Source organism: Saccharibacillus sp. O23, assembly GCF_002205895.1.
Classification (GTDB): Bacteria; Bacillota; Bacilli; order Paenibacillales; family Paenibacillaceae; genus Saccharibacillus.
Genome location: NZ_NJDE01000025.1, coordinates 223,734 through 247,622, shown reverse-complemented (window position 1 = coordinate 247,622; position 23,889 = coordinate 223,734). Strand labels below are relative to the sequence as shown.

At 48.7% G+C, this 23,889-nt stretch carries 27 protein-coding genes; 16 read left to right on the top strand and 11 right to left on the bottom strand.

The window, feature by feature from the left end:
* Nucleotides 1-4 precede the first annotated feature (4 nt).
* The gene (locus CDO73_RS23840; protein WP_088491011.1) at nt 5-1,216 is read left to right on the top strand and encodes a DUF6932 family protein; all 1,212 of its coding nucleotides are present in this window, start codon (nt 5-7) and stop codon (nt 1,214-1,216) included.
* A gap of 495 nt (nt 1,217-1,711) precedes the next feature.
* On the opposite strand, the gene CDO73_RS23835 is transcribed toward CDO73_RS23840, so the two are convergent.
* Nucleotides 1,712-2,716, bottom strand: coding sequence for a type II TA system antitoxin MqsA family protein (locus CDO73_RS23835; RefSeq protein ID WP_088491010.1), 1,005 nt, complete (start codon nt 2,714-2,716; stop codon nt 1,712-1,714).
* A 78-nt stretch (nt 2,717-2,794) separates the two neighbouring features.
* Nucleotides 2,795-3,124 (bottom strand): type II toxin-antitoxin system MqsR family toxin, encoded by a 330-nt coding sequence (locus CDO73_RS23830; protein WP_088491009.1) that lies wholly within the window; start codon nt 3,122-3,124, stop codon nt 2,795-2,797.
* A gap of 391 nt (nt 3,125-3,515) precedes the next feature.
* Between CDO73_RS23830 and CDO73_RS23825 the strand changes: the two genes are divergently transcribed.
* From CDO73_RS23825 to CDO73_RS23785, 8 genes are all read left to right on the top strand, one after another.
* Nucleotides 3,516-3,932 (top strand): HIT family protein, encoded by a 417-nt coding sequence (locus CDO73_RS23825; RefSeq protein ID WP_088491008.1) that lies wholly within the window; start codon nt 3,516-3,518, stop codon nt 3,930-3,932.
* A 645-nt stretch (nt 3,933-4,577) separates the two neighbouring features.
* Complete coding sequence (locus CDO73_RS23820; RefSeq protein ID WP_088491007.1) at nt 4,578-5,246, top strand: DUF4145 domain-containing protein; 669 nt, start codon at nt 4,578-4,580, stop codon at nt 5,244-5,246.
* Between the two features lie 765 nt (nt 5,247-6,011).
* Entirely contained in the window at nt 6,012-6,617 is a 606-nt protein-coding gene (locus tag CDO73_RS23815; RefSeq protein WP_088491006.1) for a hypothetical protein, read from the top strand.
* A gap of 115 nt (nt 6,618-6,732) precedes the next feature.
* Entirely contained in the window at nt 6,733-7,269 is a 537-nt protein-coding gene (locus CDO73_RS23810; protein WP_088491005.1) for a GNAT family N-acetyltransferase, read from the top strand.
* A gap of 549 nt (nt 7,270-7,818) precedes the next feature.
* Nucleotides 7,819-8,286, top strand: a complete 468-nt coding sequence (locus CDO73_RS23805; protein WP_088491004.1) for a DinB family protein — start codon at nt 7,819-7,821, stop codon at nt 8,284-8,286.
* A gap of 300 nt (nt 8,287-8,586) precedes the next feature.
* Entirely contained in the window at nt 8,587-8,934 is a 348-nt protein-coding gene (locus CDO73_RS23795; RefSeq protein WP_088491002.1) for an ASCH domain-containing protein, read from the top strand.
* Nucleotides 8,935-8,980: 46 nt separating this feature from the next.
* Nucleotides 8,981-9,409 (top strand): metallothiol transferase FosB, encoded by a 429-nt coding sequence (fosB, locus tag CDO73_RS23790; protein ID WP_088491001.1) that lies wholly within the window; start codon nt 8,981-8,983, stop codon nt 9,407-9,409.
* Nucleotides 9,410-9,456: 47 nt separating this feature from the next.
* The gene (locus tag CDO73_RS23785) at nt 9,457-9,882 is read left to right on the top strand and encodes an SRPBCC family protein (RefSeq protein WP_088491000.1); all 426 of its coding nucleotides are present in this window, start codon (nt 9,457-9,459) and stop codon (nt 9,880-9,882) included.
* Nucleotides 9,883-9,956: 74 nt separating this feature from the next.
* On the opposite strand, the gene CDO73_RS23780 is transcribed toward CDO73_RS23785, so the two are convergent.
* Entirely contained in the window at nt 9,957-10,376 is a 420-nt protein-coding gene (locus CDO73_RS23780; protein ID WP_088490999.1) for a VOC family protein, read from the bottom strand.
* 131 nt (nt 10,377-10,507) lie between these two features.
* Between CDO73_RS23780 and CDO73_RS23775 the strand changes: the two genes are divergently transcribed.
* Nucleotides 10,508-10,942 carry a GNAT family N-acetyltransferase gene (locus tag CDO73_RS23775; protein ID WP_088490998.1) on the top strand — a complete coding sequence of 145 codons (435 nt, stop codon included), beginning with the start codon at nt 10,508-10,510 and terminating at the stop codon, nt 10,940-10,942.
* Nucleotides 10,943-11,009: 67 nt separating this feature from the next.
* Here CDO73_RS23775 and CDO73_RS23770 read toward each other — a convergent pair whose 3' ends face one another.
* Nucleotides 11,010-12,533 (bottom strand): alpha/beta hydrolase family protein, encoded by a 1,524-nt coding sequence (locus tag CDO73_RS23770; protein WP_088490997.1) that lies wholly within the window; start codon nt 12,531-12,533, stop codon nt 11,010-11,012.
* Nucleotides 12,534-12,676: 143 nt separating this feature from the next.
* Between CDO73_RS23770 and CDO73_RS23765 the strand changes: the two genes are divergently transcribed.
* Nucleotides 12,677-13,120, top strand: a complete 444-nt coding sequence (locus CDO73_RS23765) for a GNAT family N-acetyltransferase (protein ID WP_088490996.1) — start codon at nt 12,677-12,679, stop codon at nt 13,118-13,120.
* Between the two features lie 89 nt (nt 13,121-13,209).
* Nucleotides 13,210-13,722: a helicase gene (locus tag CDO73_RS23760; RefSeq protein ID WP_088490995.1), complete on the top strand. Its 513-nt coding sequence runs from the start codon at nt 13,210-13,212 to the stop codon at nt 13,720-13,722.
* Between the two features lie 58 nt (nt 13,723-13,780).
* Here the strand turns inward: CDO73_RS23760 and CDO73_RS23755 are convergent, their stop codons facing one another.
* From CDO73_RS23755 to CDO73_RS23730, 6 genes are all read right to left on the bottom strand, one after another.
* Nucleotides 13,781-14,665: a hypothetical protein gene (locus tag CDO73_RS23755; protein ID WP_256972830.1), complete on the bottom strand. Its 885-nt coding sequence runs from the start codon at nt 14,663-14,665 to the stop codon at nt 13,781-13,783.
* Complete coding sequence (locus tag CDO73_RS23750) at nt 14,652-15,689, bottom strand: M42 family metallopeptidase (RefSeq protein ID WP_088490994.1); 1,038 nt, start codon at nt 15,687-15,689, stop codon at nt 14,652-14,654. The genes CDO73_RS23755 and CDO73_RS23750 overlap by 14 nt, the downstream gene beginning before the upstream one ends.
* Nucleotides 15,690-15,858: 169 nt before the next feature.
* A complete protein-coding gene (locus tag CDO73_RS23745) occupies nt 15,859-16,263 on the bottom strand; it encodes a LapA family protein (RefSeq protein ID WP_088490993.1) in 405 nt (134 codons plus the stop codon).
* 82 nt (nt 16,264-16,345) lie between these two features.
* Nucleotides 16,346-18,148: an oligoendopeptidase F gene (gene pepF / locus CDO73_RS23740; protein ID WP_088490992.1), complete on the bottom strand. Its 1,803-nt coding sequence runs from the start codon at nt 18,146-18,148 to the stop codon at nt 16,346-16,348.
* A gap of 61 nt (nt 18,149-18,209) precedes the next feature.
* Nucleotides 18,210-18,389: a hypothetical protein gene (locus tag CDO73_RS23735; RefSeq protein ID WP_088490991.1), complete on the bottom strand. Its 180-nt coding sequence runs from the start codon at nt 18,387-18,389 to the stop codon at nt 18,210-18,212.
* A 6-nt stretch (nt 18,390-18,395) separates the two neighbouring features.
* Nucleotides 18,396-18,629, bottom strand: coding sequence for a hypothetical protein (locus tag CDO73_RS23730; protein ID WP_088490990.1), 234 nt, complete (start codon nt 18,627-18,629; stop codon nt 18,396-18,398).
* A gap of 169 nt (nt 18,630-18,798) precedes the next feature.
* Here CDO73_RS23730 and CDO73_RS23725 point away from each other — a divergent pair, with 169 nt between their 5' ends.
* Complete coding sequence (locus CDO73_RS23725; protein ID WP_018975236.1) at nt 18,799-18,996, top strand: cold shock domain-containing protein; 198 nt, start codon at nt 18,799-18,801, stop codon at nt 18,994-18,996.
* A gap of 118 nt (nt 18,997-19,114) precedes the next feature.
* On the opposite strand, the gene CDO73_RS23720 is transcribed toward CDO73_RS23725, so the two are convergent.
* Nucleotides 19,115-20,428, bottom strand: coding sequence for a multi antimicrobial extrusion protein MatE (locus CDO73_RS23720; protein ID WP_088490989.1), 1,314 nt, complete (start codon nt 20,426-20,428; stop codon nt 19,115-19,117).
* 291 nt (nt 20,429-20,719) lie between these two features.
* Here CDO73_RS23720 and CDO73_RS23715 point away from each other — a divergent pair, with 291 nt between their 5' ends.
* From CDO73_RS23715 to CDO73_RS23705, 3 genes are all read left to right on the top strand, one after another.
* Nucleotides 20,720-21,802 (top strand): tetraprenyl-beta-curcumene synthase family protein, encoded by a 1,083-nt coding sequence (locus CDO73_RS23715; RefSeq protein WP_373447013.1) that lies wholly within the window; start codon nt 20,720-20,722, stop codon nt 21,800-21,802.
* A gap of 15 nt (nt 21,803-21,817) precedes the next feature.
* Nucleotides 21,818-22,789 (top strand): 6-phosphofructokinase, encoded by a 972-nt coding sequence (gene pfkA, locus CDO73_RS23710; RefSeq protein ID WP_087800685.1) that lies wholly within the window; start codon nt 21,818-21,820, stop codon nt 22,787-22,789.
* A 147-nt stretch (nt 22,790-22,936) separates the two neighbouring features.
* Nucleotides 22,937-23,800, top strand: a complete 864-nt coding sequence (locus CDO73_RS23705; protein WP_088490988.1) for a DUF72 domain-containing protein — start codon at nt 22,937-22,939, stop codon at nt 23,798-23,800.
* Nucleotides 23,801-23,889 lie beyond the last annotated feature (89 nt).

The following is a 23,889-nucleotide window of genomic DNA, read 5'->3' as shown; positions in this document are numbered from 1 at the left end:
AAAAATGACAATTCCAAATTTTAATCAAAGAGGAGTCCTTGAAAAAGGAATTCACCAGTGTAATTCACAACAATTCATGAATAGATTCTGTTATGAAACTAGTGCTGTTAGAAGCAAGTACAAAAAAGTTCTAGAAGAAATTTTTGCTTTCGCATTGAGTCGAGAGGGGAGTAGCATTATTTTAGCGGGATCATTTGTGACCGAGAAAGAGGAGCCCAATGATTTAGATTGCATGATTATATTGCCTAATAAAGAATGCTGTTGGGTACAGTCTAATGAACTTATGGTAGTTGAAGATTGTCAATTAGACGTTATCATAATAGAAGAATCCAGCAAAGAATCCATATATAGTTTTTTGAATTTGTTTTCAAAAGATAAATTAAATTTAGATGTTGGTATGGTAGAAGTTATTCTGGACAAAAAAGCAGATAGCTCCACTTGGAATGATTATGAAGAGTACTTCAGTGTAGAAAGTTTATTAAGAGCTCGAGAAGCATATATTCATAGACACGTAATAAGAGGAATAAGAGAGAAAAAAATATTAGTTACAATAACTAATGTAATGGAACATATGAATTTTAATAATAAAATATCTCCTATAGTAAGCTCTGCGGATTGGATTTTTGCACCTTATTGGTATTATTCTGGAGATAAAGATTTCTCACTTCTAGAAGAAGTGAAAAGAATAAGTGAATGGTTAAGTGACATTTATAGAATATACGAAGCGAATATTAGTATTTTTGCAGATGGATTAGGAACTTTAATTTTAGGAAAGTATATGAAAGATTCTCAATATAGAGAATTTGAGATTGATAGGATTATTTTATCAAGATCAGTATTAAACAGAGATTATGAATGGAGTACTGTTATTGGGGATTGGGCTGTAAATATGGTCTGTAATCTTCGAAGCAAAGATAGAGATTTTATTATTTCAGAGCCCATATCTAAGCAAACCAAAAATGAACTTTTATATGGTAATGCATACAAAGAAGGTTTTAGAATCAAACATAGTTCGTTAATAGAACATACCTTTCAATATTTTGGACCAATCAACTGGCAACAATTTAATAATATTATTTTTCCTATGTATCAGACGGCGTATCTACTAAAGAAAAATACGGATTCAATGATTAGAAATAATATTCATGAAATTGCAGAGTTAATGCGAAATGAAACACCCTCTAACTATGACATTTTTCGGGGGAAGTTTGATTGAATAAATCATGTTTTTTAAAATTTAATAAATTTAAAAGAGATCCATGAGTGGCATCAGAGAAGGGATTCCGTCGTATAACATAATATTCACGCTGCGGACATTCGTCCTTGGTCCGGCATACGCCAGACACCCGACATACGTCGGGTCGTGAATACAGGAACGTTAAGTGAAATTACTAGGGTCTCTGTGCGAAAGTATTTTGGATATCTGAGAATTAATCTAAATGAAATTTTTAGGGTTGTCCTGATACAAGATAGAACCATAACAAGAGAAAAGGAAAAAATGAATACATCATTAGATTAAGATTTTTTTATGAAATGAAGAAATGAAGAAATGAAGAAATGAAAAAGCGAAAAAGTAATAAAAAAGCCGCTCAAGATTGAACGGCTATGAAGATTTAATTAGCTAAACTTCTGCACTTCTATATGGTGGGAATTGAAATTATCTCCTTTTTAACATGTTTGGAAACAGAAAGTATCTTTTTGTAGCGAATTTTTAAAATTCACGTAATTCTTCGGCATGGATATAACTAATCGGCTGTTTTACTTCTGTCTCTATCCAACCTCTTTCATTATGTGCATACTCGCTAATTTTTCGAGAGCCATACTCTCGGAAGAATACTTCAATTTCTGACATAGTTTTTAATTCTTCCTCTAAAAAAATTGTAGAATCAAAAGGTTCAGAGGCCTTAATCTTCATCATAGTCCAGCCCTCATCATTTGTAAGCTCATCTATTTCAATTATATTCATATGCTGCAAGTGAGCTAAAGCTATGTCATGATCTTTTGGTACTGGACCATACGGATATTTTACGTAAGTTGCTCCCGTTATAGATACGGTTTGCCGCTTGAAAAATAAGAAATCACTATACCACATTAACTTCATAAGCTTTGTTTTAAGAACTCCATTAGATGTGAAGTATAAAACCATATTAATGAATTTATCTAAGGAAAATTCATTATAACCAGTCAATTCTGTTAGTTCATTTGTTTTATAAATTGATTCTACAATTTGCTCATCTGTTTGAAATGATTGTTCAGAAACTGACCAGGCCTGAAGTGATGCTTCCACCATTTGAAGTTCTCTATCAGTTAAAAGATCTTTATTAGTATTAAAAAATTCTAATATGGCATGTGGATGATGTTGCAACCTTTTATAAATATCCAAATGGGTTGCTTGCGGTAGGCTTCCTGATTCATATCTCGAAACACTAGCTGAACCAATTCTCAATAACTTAGCAAAAGGTCTGATTCCTAAATTAAATTGTTTTCTAACATTTTTAATTTCAAGTGATGTCATACCGTATTTTTCGGAATATGTTTGTGCTACTTTAGCCATCGTTTCATTTTCCAACTCTTCTACGTCGATTAAAGAATTGCATTTATTACAATATGCTACTCTTCTTTCAATCTCAATGTTTTCGCCTCTAAATTTAAATGAATGAATTTCGTTTTTGATAGTATAAGTATGTTCTTCAAAGCAAGATTCACAATAATTCATTAGTCCGCGCCCCCCACGGTAAGTCTTAAATTATATAAAAGTAGGAGACGAGGTGGAAAACCTCGTCTTCCTATGTACTTAATTAGTAGTGTAACCTTCAGGATGAAAGGAAATACACATACACAAGTTTTGGTCAATGGTTAACTTGATGTATGCCGATTCGCCATTAATGGTTTTTTTAAAAAACCATACCAGATTATCGGAGCCGTTACGATCAGGTTCCGGTGGCTTATATTGGTCACTAGGTTTTAATTGCATAATTTCTCGCCAAGCAGTCGCTCTATCTTCAATTCCTAGATCGAAAAGAGCTTGAACTGTGTCATAATCAGTTCTTTTGCAAAAGTAAGTTCGCCTATTAGATATAAGATTTTTAGCTTGACGTAGAAATTCTGCCGTCGTCATTTGCATGATCACCTCTCACATTTATAATACAGTACACATGCGTAAAGTGCAATCAATTGATAACATTTTATGATTAAGATGTTTGAACAAATCGAACTTTCTTTTGCAATACTCTTACATTAATAGCAGAAACGCTTTAACTTGAAACAGAAATAAAGTATATAAAGAATGCTGAAAATTCAACACGAGGATTCTTAAAAAATTAAAATACAAAGCATTAAAGAAATTAGAGCAGTAACTTCACTTAACATAATATTCACGCTGCGGACATTCGTCCTTGGCCCGGCATTCGCCGGACACCCGACATGCGTCGGGTCGTGAATACAGGAACGTTATCTGAAACCATCTAAACTCAATTAATGATGAGAAATACTTTTCAGAATAGAGTGTGATAAGCATGGAATGCTTAGGATGTAGAATCGCTAACGGTATTGAACCCAACTTAAACATTATTTATGAGAACGAATTCATTATGTGTGTGCTAGACATTGATCCTTTTAATGAAGGACACACTCTAATTCTGCCTAAACAACATTATCTTGATGTAGACGAGATTGATCCAAAAACGGCATACGCAATCATGGATGCTTCACAAAAACTTTCAGTTGCATTAAAGAGCATATTTAAACCTGATGGAATAAGAATTTGTCAAGATGGAGGAATATTTAACGATCTAAACCATTATCATATGCATCTTATTCCAAGATATCAAGGTGATGAATTCCCTTGGGGTGAACCTCTGAACCAGAATGGAGCAGAAAAGAGGCTGAGACAAACTAAGGAAAGAATTTTAAAGACATTAGAAGAGGAATAAAAGCTGAATTGAAAGAAGATTGAAGTAGGTGTAAGCCAATCGAAGAAGATAGATGGCATCAGATAACATAATATTTACGCTGCGGACATACGTCCTTGGTCTGGCATTCGCCAGACACCCGACATGCGTCGGGTCGTGAATACAGGAACGTTATAGGTAATTCCCCTGCAAAGAATAAAACGAATAAAAGATTGAAGAGCGATACAGATCAAGGGCTATACGGTTCAAGGGTATACAGATCAAAATCTATACAGGTCAAGAGCTATACGGGCTAATGGCTATAAAGATCAAAAGCTGTACAGGTCAAAAGCATAGGGGCTAAGTGCGATACAGACCAAGAGCGAACAAGATCAACGGCGATACAAGTCAAGGACGATATAAATTACGAACGATATAAATAAAAAGCTATACAGGACAAAGGCGATACAAAGCAAGGGCGGTACATGTCAACGGCGATATAAATCGAAGACGATCGTAACGGGGAAGAAGAGCGGATTGAAACGATCCGAGCAGGGGAACACCCTATAACATAATATTTACGCTGCGGGCATACGCCCTGGGTCCGGCGTTCGCCGGCCACCCGACATGCGTCGGGTCGTAAATACAGGAACGTTAGATGAAATATGACATAACGAGGTGAAAGAAGTGAAGCAAGCATCTTTTTTTCAAGATTTACAAAATAGAAAAATAGATCGAATTCCTGATCAATGTCCAATGTGTCATGTATCAGTTAATCCAAATTTTGTGATCGGGTATAGCTTTTTTAAAGATCGTGAAGAACGTTATAGAATCGTATTTACCTGTACTAATGCAAAATGTTCAGAAATATTCTTCGGAGTTTATCTCAAAGATCAGTTTAATTTTAGAGACGATGTGTTTTACTTAAGAGGATGTTCCCCATTCCAACCGTTTCCAGAATCCTTCGAAGAATGTATTGAAGAGTTATCTCCTTCTTTTGTAGAAATATATAATCAAGCAAAACATGCAGAAGAAAGAAGATTAGATCAAATTTGTGGTGTGGGATATAGAAAAGCTTTAGAATTTTTGATTAAAGACTATGCAATAACTTTGCAACCAGAGAAAGTAGAGAATATAAAAAAAGAACCTCTAGCAGCTGTAATTAGTAATTATATTCTGAATCAAAGAATTAAAGAAATTTCTAAACGTGCAGTTTGGTTAGGTAATGATGAGACTCATTATGTAAGACGTTGGGAAAACAAAGATATAGATGACTTAAAGCTATTAATAAAACTTACAATTAATTGGATTTCTTTAGAATTATTATCAAGCAAGTACGAAGAAGATATGAATTAGTAGATTCGAAGAAGTGTCATACATCATCTAACATAATATTCACGCTGCGGGCTTACGCCTTGGATCTGGCATACGTCAGACACCCGACATACTCCGGGTAGTGAATACAGTAACGTTATAAGAAAAAACTAAAAAATAAAGGCTAAGGTGATTGTATGGGATGTATAGTTTTTTTTATAACCGCAATATTATCTGGATTTATTTACGCTATTCTCGGAGGATTTATTGGTCAATATATTATTGATAGTAAAGGAATTACTGGAACTGATACTAATTATGTTTTTATGCCGCTCTTCTTTGTATATGTCCCCATATTAAGTTTTGTAACTTCTATCATAGTATCAGTTATTGTAACAAGAAAAAGTAAGAAAAATGAATAAGGTTGGAGTTTGATACGGGATCCGGTGTAATCTGAATTTCAAAAGAAGGAGTTAACATATTAATGATTAACAAGAACTTCAATAGATTCAGATGACAGAGTTGGCTCCTCGTAATGAAGAGTGAGTTTCGTAAATGCTTATATAACAATAGTAGGATAATTAGAAGAAGAGGTACCTTCGTATAACAATGTGTTCATGCATCGGCGCATAAGACGCCTTAGTCCCGAAAGATAATTCGGTAAAATAGTTGCCGGGAAACATCTGCATCGACTAACTGCGCAAGCGCAGCCGCCCTAATCGCCCTAACGGGCTTAAGTCGGCAGGACGTCGTAAACATAGAAACGTTACAAGAAATCGAACGAAACCATGTTTTGGAGGCAGCTCAATGGGGATGGATTTCACAGCATACATAGGTCATTCGTTGACCAAATATGAAATAGACAAAATGTGTTTTGACTTAAATAATAATCAGCTGAGTCATGTTGACAAGTTTATTAAGGAATTACGTAAGGTCAATTCAAATGATAAACAAGAAACTTGGAGTATTAGGGTTGATGAGTTTGGAGGCACCTTAGAGCTAAGCGGTCCTTATCATCTCGAATTCACCTTTTCAGAGAAGGTTTGTATGGTGTCGCATTATACCAGATGGATTACGTTTTTAATAAATGATTTAGAGATTGATTTTCAAACACACTTAAGGAATATATCTATTGAGCTTATGGAGTATTTTGACGCACCATACGCTATTTATTGTCCGGATAGTGCTGCAAGAGAGTCGGGAATTATGGATTTCTTGTGGGAAGACGAGAATAGAGACATAGATTATATTAAGGAATGGCTGCTTAGGAATTGTGGTGAACCAAAGAATACTATCAAAGAGATCTATAAAGAACTAGACGATTGCTGGAAATCCGATGGTTACTATATTGAGTTGAGGAAGAGCTATATAGAACTTACTCGTTCTTTTAACGAAGCTTCCGACATCCTATAACAACATGTTCATGCGCCGGGCGTACGCCTTTGACCCGGTATTCGCCAAATATTCAGTGTGAATAGAAGAACGTTATTCGAATAATCTAAAAAGCAAAAGAAGAAGGAGCAAAACCATGAAACTCATCTCAGACAAATGGAATTCCCAAAGGCTTACGATGACCGATTTGAAAGAAGACGAAATTCCGGAGGTACAAGACCTTTATGAAACAAGTCGATATATGAACCAGTGGGATGGCGAAATCTACAACCCCGAGCATATTAAAGATTGTTTCTTCAAAGGAAACCTGCCTCCGAACGGTAAATTGGAAAACTACAAAATTCAAACGATTCGAAATCAAGAAGATCAACAGATCATCGGAATATTGAGCGTCTATCATGGTTTCCCGTCTACAGATGCTGTATATCTTGAATTTTTGTATATCGATAAAACGATTCAGAAGCAAGGTTTCGGACAAGAAGTCGTCAATCGATTTGCGGAGGTAACCGCAGCTTTGGGATATACAGAAATTCGGATCAACGTAGCTTTGAAAAATTGGCCGGCTTTAAAGTTTTGGATTAAATCGGGATTTAATCAGGCAAGCGGGGTCTATGGGGATCGTGAATGTTCGGAAACGACTTATGCGAATTTAGAGCTAATCAAGGCGTTGTAGTCATTCAGGGTGATCGATTCCTTGAGAAGACATCCTACTCATGCTTGATCTACAAGAGACTTTATGGGAATCATATTCAGTAGATAACCCTATCGAAGAAGCGATTTAGACAAAAAATTCTGTGGACCGAAGCGTGTCGCAGCTGGAACCTTATAGCGGAAACGTCACTGATCAAATAGGATCTGTGCAATCAAAGGAGAATCATAATGGAAAACGATAAATATCCCAAAGGTTACTTCGAGCACTATATCGCTAGTTTTGCGGGCATCGGTCATAAGCCGAACGAAGCGGGATTTGAACAGTTAGCGAATTGTATATCGATCTAGAAGGGCGCGACGAATTTTCTAATCTGATCCAAGAAATACGGGCCGTAAAAGAAATAACGATTGGGCGTACTTCGAAAGTATAGCCAAAGATTTTGGAGTAAAAGGCTTAGATAAGGCTAAGTTAAAAGAAATGGCCGAGGTCGCTATAAGTACACATGACCGTATCTCTGAAAGCCATTGATCGACAGGCTGGACGAGAACCAAACAGAAAAGCGAGGAAATCATGAATACATATCTAACTCCGGTTTTTCACCAAATTAAAATCGCGATCGATTCCGTTGACGAAATGCTCGATCAGTTGTCTGACGCCGACTTGGAATCCACGCCGATCAACGGCAAGAGATCCTACGCCGAACTGCTGTCTCATATCGCTCTGATCTGCCAAGCGGATCTGTTGATTTCGAATGAAGCGACGTCGACCGAGATGGACCTATATTACGCAAGTAACGCTCCGACCACGATCGCAGAGATCAAGAAGAGCCTGCTCGCGAATTACAACGAACTCGTCGAAACGTTCTCTCGTTATTCGGAAGAAGAATTGTTCGAACAGAAAAAGTCTTACTGGGGAGTCGAGTACACAAGGTTCGAATGGCTGTTGGAAATCTTAGGTCATGTCTACCATCACAGAGGCCAATTGCATACCTATATTTCGATGGATCGCAAAGACGTCAAGGTGCAGTTATTCGAATAGAAATGAAGATCGTTAACTCGACGCTGCCGCGTGATAAGACAGATCTCAGAGGACGAAACCATGATAAAAGGAATCTTATTTGATCTGGATGAGACTTTGCTCGATCGCAAGCAGTCTTTAATTTCTTTCCTTCGGAGCCAATATCAGCGGTATCCGGTGCTGCAGACGATCGAACGGGAGCTTTTTATACACCGATTCACTCAGCTCGATCGGAGAGGTATGGCGAACGTATCTGATCAAATTGAAAACTAAAAAAATACAGCAAGCTTTTCTAAAATATTCGGACCCGGAGCATATCCCATGAACCATATCATGACTTTATACCCCGAGTATTTCGATTCGACCTGCTCGGGACGCAAATCTGTCGAAGTTCGTCTGAACGACGAGAAGCGAAGAATGATCAGCGTAGGCGATACGATTCAGTTCGAATGTCTGCCGGATCGGCAGCGTAAAGTGACTGTGATCGTAGAAGCGTTGTACCCACACGGAACATTCGAAGACTTATATCGTGCCGTCCCTTTCGAAGAGATGGACTGCGAAGGATGGTCGACGGCCGAGATGATCGAAGGCACCTATGAGATCTATACGCCTGAACAAGAACGTAAGTGGGGCGCGCTCGGTATCCGAATAAGATTGGCAGACGCATAAGCCCCCAACGCAATAATCCCAAATCCTCCAAGCAAGGAGCAACCCTATGCAGATCCAAGGACTGAATCATATGTGTTTTTCGGTCTCGGATTTGAATACGTCGATCGAGTTCTATCGGAACGTATTCGGTGCCGAGATATTGGTCAAAGGAAGAAAACTGGCTTATTTCGATCTGGCCGGCACGTGGATCGCGCTGAACGAAGAAGAGGATATTCCTCGAAACGAGATCCATCAATCTTATACGCATATCGCGTTTACGATTAAGCCAGAAGAATTCGACCAAGCTTACGAGCGATTGGTTCGACTGAACGTCAACATCTTGGAAGGCCGGGCAAGAGCCGAAGAGGATCGACAGTCTATTTATTTCACCGATCCCAACGGACATAAATTCGAATTTCATACCGGAACCTTGGCAGATCGTTTAGAATATTATCGAGCGGACAAGAAGCATATGACCTTTTTCGATCCGTTTTGAACCATCGATCCTCCAATCCCAATCATCAAGCGAGGTGTCCAATCGAAATGGAAATCAGCGAACCGACGAAAGTCACCGTGCAGGCCGTTATCGAAGCTCCCATCGAGAAAGTATGGCGTTATTGGACCGAACCGGAACATATCACGAAGTGGAATCAAGCGTCCGAAGATTGGCATGCGCCGAGAGCCGAGAACGATCTGCGCGTCGGCGGCACTTTTCTGACCCGCATGGAAGCGAAAGACGGCAGCATGGGGTTTGATTTCGGCGGCGTTTACGATGTCGTGAAGGAGCATGAGCAGATCGGTTATACGATCGGAGACGGAAGAAGAGTCGATATCGCGTTCGCGGATCAAGGAGGTACGACGAAGGTCGTTCAGACGTTCGATGCGGAGACCGCAAATCCTGTCGAGATGCAGCAGGCGGGCTGGCAGGCCATCTTGAACCATTTCAAAGCGTATACCGAACAGAACTGAACGTCGACAAAAAGACGCCGCGGAACATTCCGGGCGTCTTCTTTTTCGAATTCAGATACGATCCGTCGTTGATCTTAAGCTTGCGTCGTATTCTTCATGTCCATACAGTTGATCGCCCACAGATGCCCGTCGAGATCCACGAATCCCCAATGATACATCGACTCGTGTTCTTCGGGTTCCGCATGCAATTTTCCGCCGAGCGATACCGCCGTATTCACGATGTGATCCACTTGTTCGCGGCTGTCGAAAGCCAGCGCGATCGTCATCTGGGCATACTTGCTCGTATCGACGGTGTCTTTGTCCGTCAGCGTATTGAAGAACGTTCGATCGATCAGCATCGCTTGCAGATGATCGCCGAGCATGACGGCTGCCGAAGTATCGTTGTCGGGGAACTGCGGGTTAAGCGCGAATCCGAGTCCGGTGAAAAAAACTTTCGATTGCGCGACGTTTGCGACGGGCAGATTGAGGCTCGTGAATACGGAGGTTAACGCCATTGGCCCAACACCTCTTCCTATAGGTTTGTGTTTGCATGTTAATGTCGAAAATAGTTTAACCCCATTCATTCGGGAACGGTTAGGGTTTATAATAAAAAAGTACAAGTTCAATACCCGAAAGGAGGAATCGGATGTTCGTTCGTGAAGCCACTACAGCCGATTACCCGCAGTTGAGAAAAATTTATCTGGATTCGCGTCGTCACAGTTTTCATTGGGAGGACGGGAGTCTGATGACTCTTGACGATTTCGACCGGCATACGGCCGAGGAGCGGATTCTGATAGCGGAGGAAGATTCCCGGATTCTGGGCTTCGCTTCGCTCTACGTACCGGATCGGTTCATCCATAATCTTTTCGTGCATCCGGACGCGGCAGGCAAAGGCGCGGGCGATCGCTTGCTCAAGCAATCGGTCGAAGAATTGGGCGCGCCGGTAACGTTGAAATGCGTGTCGGAGAATCATAAAGCATTAGCTTTTTATCAAAAAAGAGGTTGGAAACCCGTCGTCGAGCAGGGCGAACCGGGAGCGGAATATTGGGTAATGCGCTACGATCCCGATCAGCCGGAGTAAACATCTTTCTCGGACGGGTCACGGCGGCAAAAAAGGACCGGATACGGTTCTTCTTCGCTGCTCCCTGTTAGTCGGTCGTCTCTCGTGAATCCGGCGCCTCGAACAAGAATCTAACTTCCGGAAAACGGGAGTCCGTGCCACGCAGCAGCTCGCCTTTTTGACCTTTCAAATAGGTATCGAAAAAGTCGAGCATATACGCGTCGATCACGGCGTCGGCTCGCTTCGGCGAGATCGATCCGGTTGCGCCGAGCAGCTTGAATACGGGAGAAACGAACTGCGCGTCTGTAAAATTCAAATGTTCCGTGCCGTCGATATACAGCGCTTGTCCGCCGTGATCGACGGCTTCGCGCATGCGCTCGAGTTCGGCTTTTTTGCCTGCCGCGACTTGTTCTTCCCATTCCCGGGTCGAACCCATCTCTGTAAGCTCCGTATCGGTGTAAGGCCGATCTTCCAAGATCCTTTGCAGTCTCCGGGCTTCGCTCGCCGAGTTCAAGAACAGAAACGGTTTCTGCAGAGCGCCTCGTTCATGCACTCGATACAGCCCGCCGTCGAGGTCGATGCCGGCATCGATCCGTTCGTCGTAAGCCGTATCGTAAGCGGTTGCGCCGCCGATCGAATGGCCGAATATGCCGATATGCGCCAGATCGATTTTGCCCTGCAGCAGACTCGGAATCTGTCCGGATTGAATCTGCTCGAAGCGGTCCAACACGAACTCCGCATCTTCGGTAAGCACTCGTCCCAATCGGTCACGAGCAGCGCTCGACTCCGCATAGCTCTGATCCGGTGAGAACAGCGCAGAGGTCGCGTCGGTCGTGATCCGTCCGTCGGGGAATTCGGTGGCAAAGGTGTTGTACGTATGATCGATCACGGCGACGATATATCCGCGGCTCGCCAACTCTTCCGCCTGCGACGTGTGGAGAAAACGGGAAGAACCGAAACCGGGATTCGCCAGAATCAGAGGGTAAGCCGGCTGTTCCGCCGCGGCGGGAGCTTGGGTCCGAGAATGGCTCGTTACATACCGCAGATATTCGAACGTAAACCCGGGAAGACCGTAATTGGCCGCCATAGGCCGTAGAATTCGGGTAGTGGGAATAAAGGGAGCATGTTTGCGGGAATCGGCTTGCGCGGGATACCAGACTTGGACCATGAGTTCCCGTTTGCTTTTTGGCGTCCGGGCGAACGATTCTTCCCGGTCTTCGTCGATCCAATGGAAAGCCTGCGTGCCGACTTGGAATCGGCCGCTCGGCTCGGGAAGCCGGAACACCGGAAAGACATACAGCATAACCGCCGTCGCGAGCAGCATCAGCGTCATAGCGGTATAAGCGGAGCCGGCTGCGAAGCGCGGAAACTTCCGGCGGCTTTCTGATCGGACGCGAAGATAGAGCGAAACGGCCGACGCTCCGATCGTCGTCGCGTAGAGCGGCAAGAGCTGAATGCGATAACCTTCCAGAGTCAGATGCAACACGAGCAGCAGCGCGGCGATTCCGCCGACCGAGAGTGCGGGGATGCTGCGCCGCCCTTTTTTGCTTATCAGCATCACGACCAGCCAACCGATATTCGAAGCCAACAGCAGCAGTTCAAACACTCTCATACAGATTCTCCTTTGCGAAAAAAAGCGTTTGTCGAGGGATCTTGATCTCAGTCTCGATCTTATCCGGCAAGCCGGCCGCGTACCATCGATTTGTCTTACATTTGCCTTACAAGGCTGTTATTCAATCGAAAGAAGGCTGGATCATGATTCATTTGAAAAAGATCGGTGCGGAAAACATCAAAGAATGTCTGGCGCTGCAAGTTGGAGAAGATCAACAGCGGTGGGTCCGCTCGGCGGCCGAATCGTTGGCATTAGCGTATGTCCATCAAGAAACGGCGGTTCCGTTCGCGATCTACGCAGACGAGCAGATGGTAGGTTTCGTCATGCTGCGGCGTAACAAGGAATTTCGTAATGTGCTGCTGTGGCAGTTCTTGATCGATCGGCGGTATCAGGCTCGGGGGTACGGCAAAGCCGCGATCCGAAGCGTAATCGAGTGGGTACGGCAAAACACGGATTACCGCGAGATCGTCGTATCGTGTTACGAAGACAATACGAACGCGATTAAACTGTATCGAGGACTGGGATTCCGGGATCTGGGCGAGCCCGATCCCGTGCACCGGGAGATCGACTTTATTTTGCAATGGTGAACCCGTACTGCCGAATCGATCGCATACAGAGGAACGCGATACGGAAGAGACAAAGAAGAGATGAGAAAGAAACGGAGGCGAAGAACAACATGAATATCGATGAAGCCGCGACCCGTATCGTACAGATCGGCGGCCTGACCAAATCGGAGCTTCTGGAGAAGCTTCAAGCCGACTCGATCGAGCTGAACCGATACGCCGACCTGCTGTTCGCCGACGATCGGTTTACGACTGACGAAACGGCAAGCCGTCTGACGACCGTCGAGTTGTGCCCGGCCGATCTGGGATTCCCGGAAGGAGCGACGATGCCTCAGATTCAAGCTGCGGCGTTCGAACGCGACCTTCGGCTCTGTCCTCTGGAACTCGGGCCGCATATGCGTCTGCAAATGCAGGACCAACCGGAAGGACGTTCAAGCAGCGCGAACAAAACGCATCAAGCGCCGGACGGTTCGATCACGATCGTTTCCGCGCCGCTGACGGAAGATCACGAAATTCCGAAAGGATTTTATCTTCGGAACATCGACGGCGTTTTATGGCTGAGAGGGTATGTAGCCGACGATACGCACGTGTGGAACGCTTATGACCGCTTTATTTTTTGCCGATGAAAAAAGAACCTTCGTCGCTGCTTCCCGCAGGATGAAGGTTCTTTGGTTTGGATAAAGATCATTCGCGCGAATCGCCCGCTACCGAGATCATCTGCACGACCATGCGCTCGTCGCCGGTGAGCACCCGTTCTTCGGCATTCATCTGCGACGATCCGTCTCCGTCGAGGAAGATGCCTTCGCGTCCCGAACCGGGAACGGATTCCAGCAGCGCGGCACGGAAGTCGGCGGCGGTGACCAACGTCGGCGATACGATCAGCCAGAGCCTGCCTTCGTCGTTGTAGACGAGCGCGGAACGCATCCGCAGCTCGTCGGCGAACGGAAGATGCTGCTCGACGATCGACGTTCTCCAGGCCGCTTCGTCCGACAAGTTTAGACTGACGCCGCCTTGCGCCCAGTAACGGCCGCGATCTTCGACCCGAATCTCGTCGGCGGACGAGACGACCTGCACCGAGAATTTGCGGTCAGTACCGTCCCAGACCAGCGTGCCGCGCGCGTATTTGGCGTTGAACCACCCGGAGCCGTAAGCGCCGCGCTCGCCGTTGACCGGCTTGTCGTTCATGACCGCGATCGACAGCAGGTCGTTCCCGTAGAAAAATCCGCCGTTGATCCCGTAAGCCGGAATCTGCCGCAGCGGAAGGCGATCGGCCCGCAGGCGGATGTCTTCCGGAGACGCGACCAACATATACAGTTCCGGCTGCTGCGGCTGCTTGACCTCCAGATATTCATAACGTTTTGGCAGTCTGTCGAAGACTTCGGTCTGCTTGGGCGGGGAGAGGAGCAGCCAGACGGCGGCGATGCAGGCCGCGACGAGCAGCACGGCCAGTCCGATCGTCAGCCGTAGGCGCGTTCTTCGACGTCTCGTTTGATCCGGATCAACGCCGGACTTCCGGGATTCGCCGAGATCCGGCCGTTCGCTGCCGCTGTCGTTTTTAGGCTCGGACATAAGCGCACAACAGGCGGGCCGTACCGATCACGGCGCGGGTATGCGTGCGTTCCATCGAGTGCGAAGCATGCACGCCGGGACCGATCAGAGCGGCGCGGATATTGCTGCCGCCGCGCAGCGCGGCCGAGGCGTCGGAGCCGTAGAACGGATAGATATCCACGACATGTTCGATCTTTTCCGCTTCGCACAGCTCGATCAGTTTGCCGGTCATCTGGTAATCGTAAGGGCCGGAAGAGTCTTTGGCGCAGATCGAGACGTCGGTCTCTTTGCAGTTCAGATCGTCGCCCATGCAGCCCATGTCCACCGCGATCAGTTCGGCGATATCGCCCGGAATATAAGCGGTGCCGTGGCCGACTTCTTCATAGTTGGAGATCAGGATCTTGACGTTCTGTTTCGGTTTCCATCCTTCGCGTTTGGCCGATTCCAGCAGGCCGAACAGCGCCGCTACGCTGGCTTTGTCGTCGAGGTGGCGCGACTTGATATAACCGCTCTCGGTGACTACGGCGCGGGCGTCGAACGAGATATAATCGCCGGTGCGGATACCCAGCGCTTCGACTTCTTCGCGGGAAGAGACCAGCTCGTCGATCCGCACTTCCATATGTTCTTCCGAACGTTTGAAATCGCGCGCGTCGGCGTAGACATGGACGGAAGGGTGCTGGGTCAAGATCGTGCCGGTATACGTTTTGCCGCCGCGGGTATGAATGATGCAGTATTCGTTTTCGATGCTGGACATGGCGAAGCCGCCGAGCGACGTGAGTTTGAGCGTGCCGTGCGGGGTGATCGAACGGACCATCGCGCCCAGCGTGTCCACGTGGCCGCTCAGGCCGACCGTATAGGAATCGTTTTCGCCTTCCATGCTGATGATCGCGCCGCCTTTTTCGTTAAACGTCACGGGGAATCCGAGCTTCTCCGCTTCTTCGCGGATCATGTCGATAATGTGATGCGTATAGCCGGTCGGGCTCGGGGTGTCGAGCAGTTTTTTGAGCAGGGTCACTACGTAATCTTCGTCGATATGTACGGTCATGATCAGAAACCTCCATGAATATAGAATAAAAGGGACGCTCAAGAAGAAAACCGCTTGCTTCGAGCGCATCGCGGCCGGTGAGCTGCGCATGCGCCCGAAACAAGGCGGCTGTTTCTTCGCGAACGTATGAAACTCGGCAAAACGCTAATTCGATAAAAAGGAAATCCGATTACTTATCGATCCGGAACGAACGCGAATCGCGCGCGCGGTCCAGATCGTCCGAGATCGGCTCCAGCGGCGTCGGATCGGCCGATACCGTCGGCTCGTCGTAAGCCGGAGGCGTCATCGTCGAGGAGACGGAAGGCGTTGCCGCTACCGTCGATTGGCCGCGCAGCTTCTCGTGCTCCAGACGCAGCTTCTTCAGCTCGCGCTGCGTACGGAAAAGGCGATAGATGCCGAACATGCCGACCGCGAGCCCGCCGAACAAAGCGCTGCCGAGAATGAGCAGGATCAACGGAACGTCCGCGTAACCGAACAGGAAATTGACTTCCACCGGATTCACGTTGATGACCGCGAAGATCGCGATAATCACCGCGAAGAGTAACATGAGAATCAGAGACCATTGTGCTTTCATGAATAAGGACAACCCCTTTCGCCTTGTTGCTTCTGAGCATCATTAGCCGCTAGGGGGAGTTTTGACGCAGGAAGCTTCGCCCTTATTCGGAGAGCTGTTCCATTTGCTCGATCAAAGCTTCGAATACGCTCATCGCTTCGCGTACCGGTTCCGGGGAAGACATGTCGACGCCGGCTTTTTGCAGAATGTTGATCGAATAGTCGCTGCCGCCGCTCTTCAGGAAGCCGAGATAGCGTTCGACCGCCGGCGCGCCTTCGTCGAGGATCTGCTTGGAGAAGCTCGTCGCGGCGGAGAAGCCGGTCGCGTATTTGTAGACGTAGAAGCTGTTATAGAAGTGCGGGATGCGCGCCCATTCCATCTCGATGTCTTGATCGACCACCATGTCCGGACCGTGGTATTTCACGTTCAGGTCGTAATAGATGCTCGACAGATCTTGAGGCGTAAGCGATTCGCCGGCTTCCGTGCGCGCGTGAATGATCTTCTCGAATTCCGCGAACATCGTCTGACGGAAGACCGTCGTCCGGAATTGATCCGCGTAATACGTGAGCAGATACATTTTTTCTTTCGGATCGGTCGCTTTCTTGAGCAGATAATCCATCAGCAGCGCTTCGTTGGTCGTCGAAGCCACTTCGGCCAAGAAGATCGTGTATTGGGCGCTGCGGTAGCTCTGATTGGTATCGGAATAATACGAATGCAGCGCGTGGCCCATCTCGTGCGCCAACGTGAACATGCTGTTCAGGTTGTCTTTGTGGTTGAGCAGGACGTACGGGTGAACGCCGTAAGCGCCGGAAGAATAAGCTCCGGTCCGCTTGCCTTCGTTTTCGTAAATGTCGATCCAGCCTTCTTCGAAGCTGTTCTTCAGCACGGTCAGGTAATCTTCGCCGAGCGGCTGCAGACCGTCGATCACCGTTTGCTTCGCTTCGTCGTACGTGATGTCCATCTTGAACTCTTCCACCAGCGGAGCGAACAGGTCGTACATATGCAGTTCGTCCACGCCCATCAGCTTCTTGCGCAGGCGCATGTAGCGGTGGAGAATCGGCAGGCTCTCGTGGATCGCGTCGACGAGGTTGTCGTAGACGGATACCGGAACGTTATCGCCGTAGAGTTTCATTTCCAGCACGGACGGATATTTCCGCACGCGGGAGTAGAAAATGTTTTTGTTCACGTTGGCCGTCAGCGACGCGCCGATCGTGTTCTTGAGCTTGGCGTACGTGCCGTATACGGCTTGGAACGCTTGGCGGCGGACTTCCGCATTCGGGCTCTCCAAGAATTGAATATAGCTGCCGTGCGTCAGTTCGACCTCGACACCGTTTTCGTCTTTGATGTTCGGGAATTTCAGATCCGCATTGTTGAGCATGCCGAAAATGTTCTGCGGCGCCTGCGACAGATTGCCGACTTGAGCCAGCAGCGCTTCTTCCGCCTGCGTCAACACATGCGCTTTCTCCCGTTTCATCTCTTGAAGGGTGAAGCGGTATTCCTTAAGCGATTCGTCTCCGATCAGTTCGTCCAGCTTCGCGTCGTCGAGCGACAGAATCTCCGGCGTGATAAAGGAGAGCGCTTCGCCGGCGTCGACCAGCAGCTTGCGGCCTTTTTGCGTCAACGCTTGGTAGGTCGGGTTCGCCGTGTCTTGGTCGTGATACAGATGCGTATAGACGTAGAGCTGTTCGAGCTTCAGCGAGACTTCGTCTTCGAAGCGGAAGCACTCGCCGATCGTTTGCGCGTCGCTCAGCTTGCCGCGGAAGTCCTCGAATTTCTTGAGTTGTTCTTTGGTTTCGGCGTAGGTCGCGTCCCAGGATGCTTGATCGGCGAACAGGTCGCTCAGCTTCCATTGATGTTCGGCGGCCACTTCGCTTCGTTTAGGCAGGGTTGTAGGCAATGTACTCATGTTCGGAAACCTCCTCAGGGTTATTCGGCTTGGCCGTCAACGGATGATCGCCGAAGAAGGTTCAGGACCCGATGGTGAACAGCGTATAGACCAACAGGACAAACGTGAGCAGAAGCATGACGGCGGCGGCGGTAGCCAGAATCCGTCTCAGCTTGGGCGTAAGGCTCTCCCGATAAAAAATGAGGACGCCGCCCAGCAGCAGCGTCGATACGACCAGAACGGCCAGATTGGTGGTATTCATCGCCGGTCACACTTCCTTGAGCGCGGCCATGATGGTTTGCCATTCCTCGTCGGTGCCGTCGAATTTCTCTTTGTCGAAACGGTTCTTCGCCCATTCCATCATTTCCGGACGGCTGATGAAATGGTGCGTTTCTTCGCCCCATTGGTCGGAAATTTCGCGCAGCACGAGCTGCCGGCCTTGAACCTCGACCGTCATCATGTTCCAATTATCCCGTTTGTAGATCTGGTGCTTTTTCATCATGATCAACCATTCCTCGTTTCACATCGTTTCTTATCTAAAATCATACCCTAGAGCTGCCGGCAAAAGCAATGTCCGCACGGCTTTGAAGTTTTCAATTGCCAAAGGATTTTTCTTGCAGTATAATAACGTTATTCACCATAGATGGTGATATTTTTAGGAGGTTGTTCATTTGAAAGGTACAGTTAAATGGTTTAACGCAGAAAAAGGTTATGGTTTCTTGTCCGTAGAAGGCGGAGAAGACGTCTTCGTTCACTTCTCGGCAATCCAAGGCGACGGATTCAAAACTCTTGACGAAGGTCAAGAAGTAGAATTCGAAATCACTGACGGAAACCGTGGACCACAAGCAGCTAACGTAATCAAACTGTAAGAATTTATTTCTTACCACATTTGATGACATAGCAAACCCCAGGCACAGTTCCTTTACGGGAGCTGTGCCTTTTTGCATGTTTTTCGCGGACCGGGCAGAGGAGGGAGGCCAAGCCTCCTCACGCGGCCGGACGGTTCAGCTTCGGTTCGCGGCCCATGCGGCGTACGACGAGGAAGATGATCGTCGCTTCGGCGAGCAGGCCCAGCGACTGCGCCAGCGCGCCTACCATGCCGTTCCAATGCGGAACGAGCGCGATCAGCAGGAGCAGGCAGCCGATCGTGCAGATCGCGTTGGCCAGCTGGGAGCGCAGCATGACCTTCGTTTGCCCGCCGAGCAGAATCAGTCCGTTGCCGTAATCGAGCCACGGCATCACGAGCGGATAGAGGATGAAGGCGCGCAGCGTGCGAAGGCTTTCTTCCAGCAGTTGGCCTTCGACGTTCATCACATGGCCGAATACCCAGTAGCCGAGCGGCGTATACGCGATGACGGCGACGAGCGCGGCCGGGATGAAGCCGATCGCCAGCGCGAAACGCCGAACGAGCAGCGGATCGACCTTGTAATAGTTGAGCACGATCTGGTGAATATAGATGAAGAAACTCAGCGTAAGCTGCATCAGGCTGCCCGCCACGGCGAACGAAGAGATCGCCAGCGCCACGCCGTCCGTTTTGCCCAGCATGATATTGAGCGCGGGACCGATGAACATGGCGACGAACGACGAATACAGCAGCGGTTTGTAGAATCGGAATACGTCGCCGCGCGTTTCCACGGGATGCCCTTCTTTTTTGGCCGGCATCTTCCTTGCGATATTCCGTCCTTCGAGAAAACTCACGCCGGCTTCGATCACCATGCCGGCCACGAAGATCACCGCGCCGACGATGCCGCTCTTCACGCCGTAGACATGCACGAAGTAGAGCGACAACAGATACATGCCGGCCAGACGGATGATCATGCCGATCGTCAGCCATTTGGTCCGGTTGTTCGTGATGATGATGCCTTGATAAATATTGCGAATGACGGAGAATACGCTGACGAACATCAGCACGCCGTAGACGGCGAGCACGCTCGGCAGAAGCGCCCGATCCACGCCGAACAGCGTGCCGAAGATCCCGCGGCCGATCGGGGTGTAGACGATCAAGCCGCCGATCAGCAGCACGCAGACGAGGAAGACGTAAGTGACGAAGGTCAGCGCCCGGAACGAGAGCTTGTCGCGGACGAGCGCCGAACAGGTCTGCCGCAGCAGCGTGGACGGCCGTTCGGTCACGGCGAGCAGGCTGCTGGCGAGCGCGTAGCTGGCGATGACCGTCTCCGGCGAAGCGGAGGTCGCGAGCGTTCGGCTGATGATGACGTGAGACAAGGTGACGAGCGAAGCGGATAAGCCCAGCGGCACGAAGAACGTCAGCAGCCGCCTCCAAGTAAGGGGAACGTCGGACATGATCATACTCCTTCGGATCTTTTGCCTTCCAGTATACCATGACGAAAAACGGTTGCGGCGGACGTACCGAAAGTTTGCCCGATTTGAAAGATTTTCGGCTGCCGCGGCGAAGACTGTGACGAAATTGCGGAATGCCAAGCGCTTTTTGCAGAAAAAACGATGAAAAAAAGCAAGAATATGACGAAGGTTATTTGTGCAAAACGAACCCTCATATTATAATGGAGAAGAATTTGGGTAGACCTGATACCTTGTCGACGACAAGGTACTAAGACTGGCACTTGGAGGTACGCTTTGAACCGACTCAGAACCGCTCACACCGTTCCCGAAGACCCTATCAGCCTGATGAGGGGAGTATACAAGATCGTCCTGCCGGGCGTTCGGGAAGAACTGGGGAAGTGGCGGAGCCGTGCCGAGACCATTCCCGACCCCGAGCTGCGGACCCAAGCATTGGCGAGCATCGCCTCGAAGGAATTCCACTGTCAGGGTGGATCGGTATACGCCGCAATCAATTTCGACCGAAAAGACGTGCTTATTCCGCTGATCGTGGCGCTTCAGACCATCAGCGATTATCTCGACAATCTGTGCGATCGAAGCACTTCTTTGGACCCGGAAGATTTTCGTCTCTTACATAAGTCGATGCTGGACGCGATCGATCCGTCGGCGCAGCCGGACAACTATTACCGGTTCCGCGACGAGCAGGAAGACGGAGGATATTTGAACGCGCTGGTCGCGACCTGCCAGCAGAATATCCGCAAACTGCCCGGTTACGCCTATGCTCAGCCTTATGTGCGTCTCCTTGTCGGCCTGTACGGCGATCTTCAGGTGTATAAGCATATCTCGCACGAACTGCGGGAACCTTCGCTGACGTCTTGGAGAGCGCGGCATGCCGATCTTGCGCCCGATTTGTATTGGAACGAATTTGCCGCCGCGACCGGATCGACGCTCGGCATGTTCATGCTGTTCGCCGGCGCGAGCCGGGAGGATTTCGATGCCGACGCGGCGAAGTCCGTTTACGAAAGCTATTTCCCTTACGTCTGCGGACTCCATATCATGCTCGATTATCTGATCGATCAAGAAGAGGACCGCATCGGCGGCGACCTGAATTTCTGCAATTATTACGAAAGCAGCGAAGCCATGTTGGCCCGCGTCGAAGAGATCGTGAACGGCGCGCGCCGCGACGTGGCGAGGCTTCCGCATGCCGCTTTCCACCGTATGGTAATCGAAGGTTTGCTCGCGCTGTACTTGTCCGATCCGAAGGTCAGCGAGCAGAAAGACGTGCGTATCGTGTCTAAACGGTTGATGAAAAGAAGTCCTCTGACGCGATTGTTCTTTTTCGTCAACAGTATATGGATCCGCAAACATAAGCAGCACTAACAAGGAGGATGCAACATGTCAGCAGTAAAAAAAATCGCAGTATTGACCAGCGGAGGAGACTCCCAAGGGATGAACGCCGCGCTTCGCGCCGTCGTCCGCAGCGCCATCTATCACGGGATCGAGATCTTCGGCATTCAACGCGGCTATCAGGGCCTGCTTAATAACGATATCTTCTCGATGGATCTCCGCAGCGTCGGCGATATCATCCAACGCGGCGGAACGGTGCTGCAATCGGCACGTTCCAAAGAGTTCTATACCGAAGAAGGACAGCGCAAAGGCGCGGAAATCCTTCGCAATTACGGCATCGACGGCTTGGTCGTCATCGGCGGCGACGGTTCGTACCACGGCGCGAACAAGCTGAGCAAGCTCGGCATCAATACGATGGGCCTGCCGGGCACCATCGATAACGATATCTCGTTCACGGACTACACGATCGGCTTCGATACGGCCGTAGGCGTGGTCGTCGACGCGATCAACAAACTGCGCGATACGATGTCTTCGCACGAACGCGCTTCGGTCGTGGAAGTCATGGGCCGTCACTGCGGCGATATCGCGCTGCACGCGGGTCTGGCATCGGGCGCGGAAACGATTCTTGTTCCGGAAGTTCCTTACGATCTGGACGAAGTCGCGCAGCGCATGACGCACAATTTCGCGATGGGCAAACGCCACAGTATCATCGTGGTCGCCGAAGGCGCGGGCAAAGGCGAAGACATCGCCCGCGAATTGTCGCAGCGCTCCAAGCAGATCGACGCGCGCGTGACCGTTCTGGGTCATATCCAGCGCGGCGGCACGCCGACTCCGTTCGACCGCAATCTCGCCAGCCGTCTGGGCGACTTCGCCGTACGCTCGCTGATTCAAGGCGAGAGCGACAAAGCCTGCGGCATCATCAAAGGCGAATTGACGCTGACGGACATCGACAAAGTCGTCAACACCAGAACGGCGTTCGACCACGAAATGTACGAGCTGGCGCTGCGTTTGTCGCAGTAATCGCCGTTTTGCTTTTACCGGCAGCCTTCGCGTTCGGAGCGGCAGATTCTTCTGCGGCTTTCGGCCCGAAGGCTTTTTGGCGTTTGCGTAAGCGGCCGAGGTGGTAAGGGTAATGAAGGTAAGAAAAAAAGAAAGGAGGCGCGGCCAATGATTACGATCGGATTGAGCGGCTGGGGCGATCATGATTATATCTACCCGACCAAAGAAGCGGCCAAGCAGAAATTGGTGACGTACGGAAAAATGTTCGGAACCGTCGAAGTGGACAGCATGTTTTACGCGATCCAATCCAGGCGAAACATGGAGAAATGGGTCGAAGAGACGCCGGCCGGTTTTTCGTTTATCGTCAAAGCGTATCAAGGGATGACCGGACATTCGCGCGGCAAAATTCCTTTCGACAGCGAAGACGAAATGTTCGAAGCGTTCCGTTTGTCGATCGGCAATATGCAGCAGGCGGGCAAACTCAAAGCCGCGCTGTTCCAATTCCCGCCTTGGTTCGACTGCACGCGCGAGAACGTGGCGAAGCTGCGCGAGATTCGCGCCCGCATGGAAGGATATCCGTGCGCGCTGGAATTTCGCAATCAGAGCTGGTTCCAGCCGGTGATGCGCGAACGCACGCTCAAATTCATGCGCGAAGAACGCTGGATTCACAGCGTCTGCGACGAACCGCAGGCCGGTATAGGTTCCGTGCCGATCGTCGAGGAAGCGACCGACGAGTCGCTGACGATCGTGCGGATGCACGGTCGCAACGAGTCCGGTTGGCAGTCCGCCAACCAGCCGAATTGGCGGGAAGTGCGTTATCTCTATCGCTATAACACGCAGGAGTTGGAAGAATGGGCGGAGCGGCTGCGGCGGTTGGAGAAGCAGTCGCAAGACGTGTTCGTCGTGTTCAACAACAACTCCGGCGGGGACGCCGCGGAGAACGCGCGCGAACTGATGGCGATTCTGGGTCAGAACGTGCCGAAGCTTCCCGGCGAAGACGAACCGCAGCAGTTGGATTTGTTCGAGTTCTGACCGGCCGGGCGTGGCGACCCGAGACCGAGACCCGAAAGGGTCATGAAAAAACCGTTCTTATCCCCGCCTGCGCGGAGAAAAGGAACGGT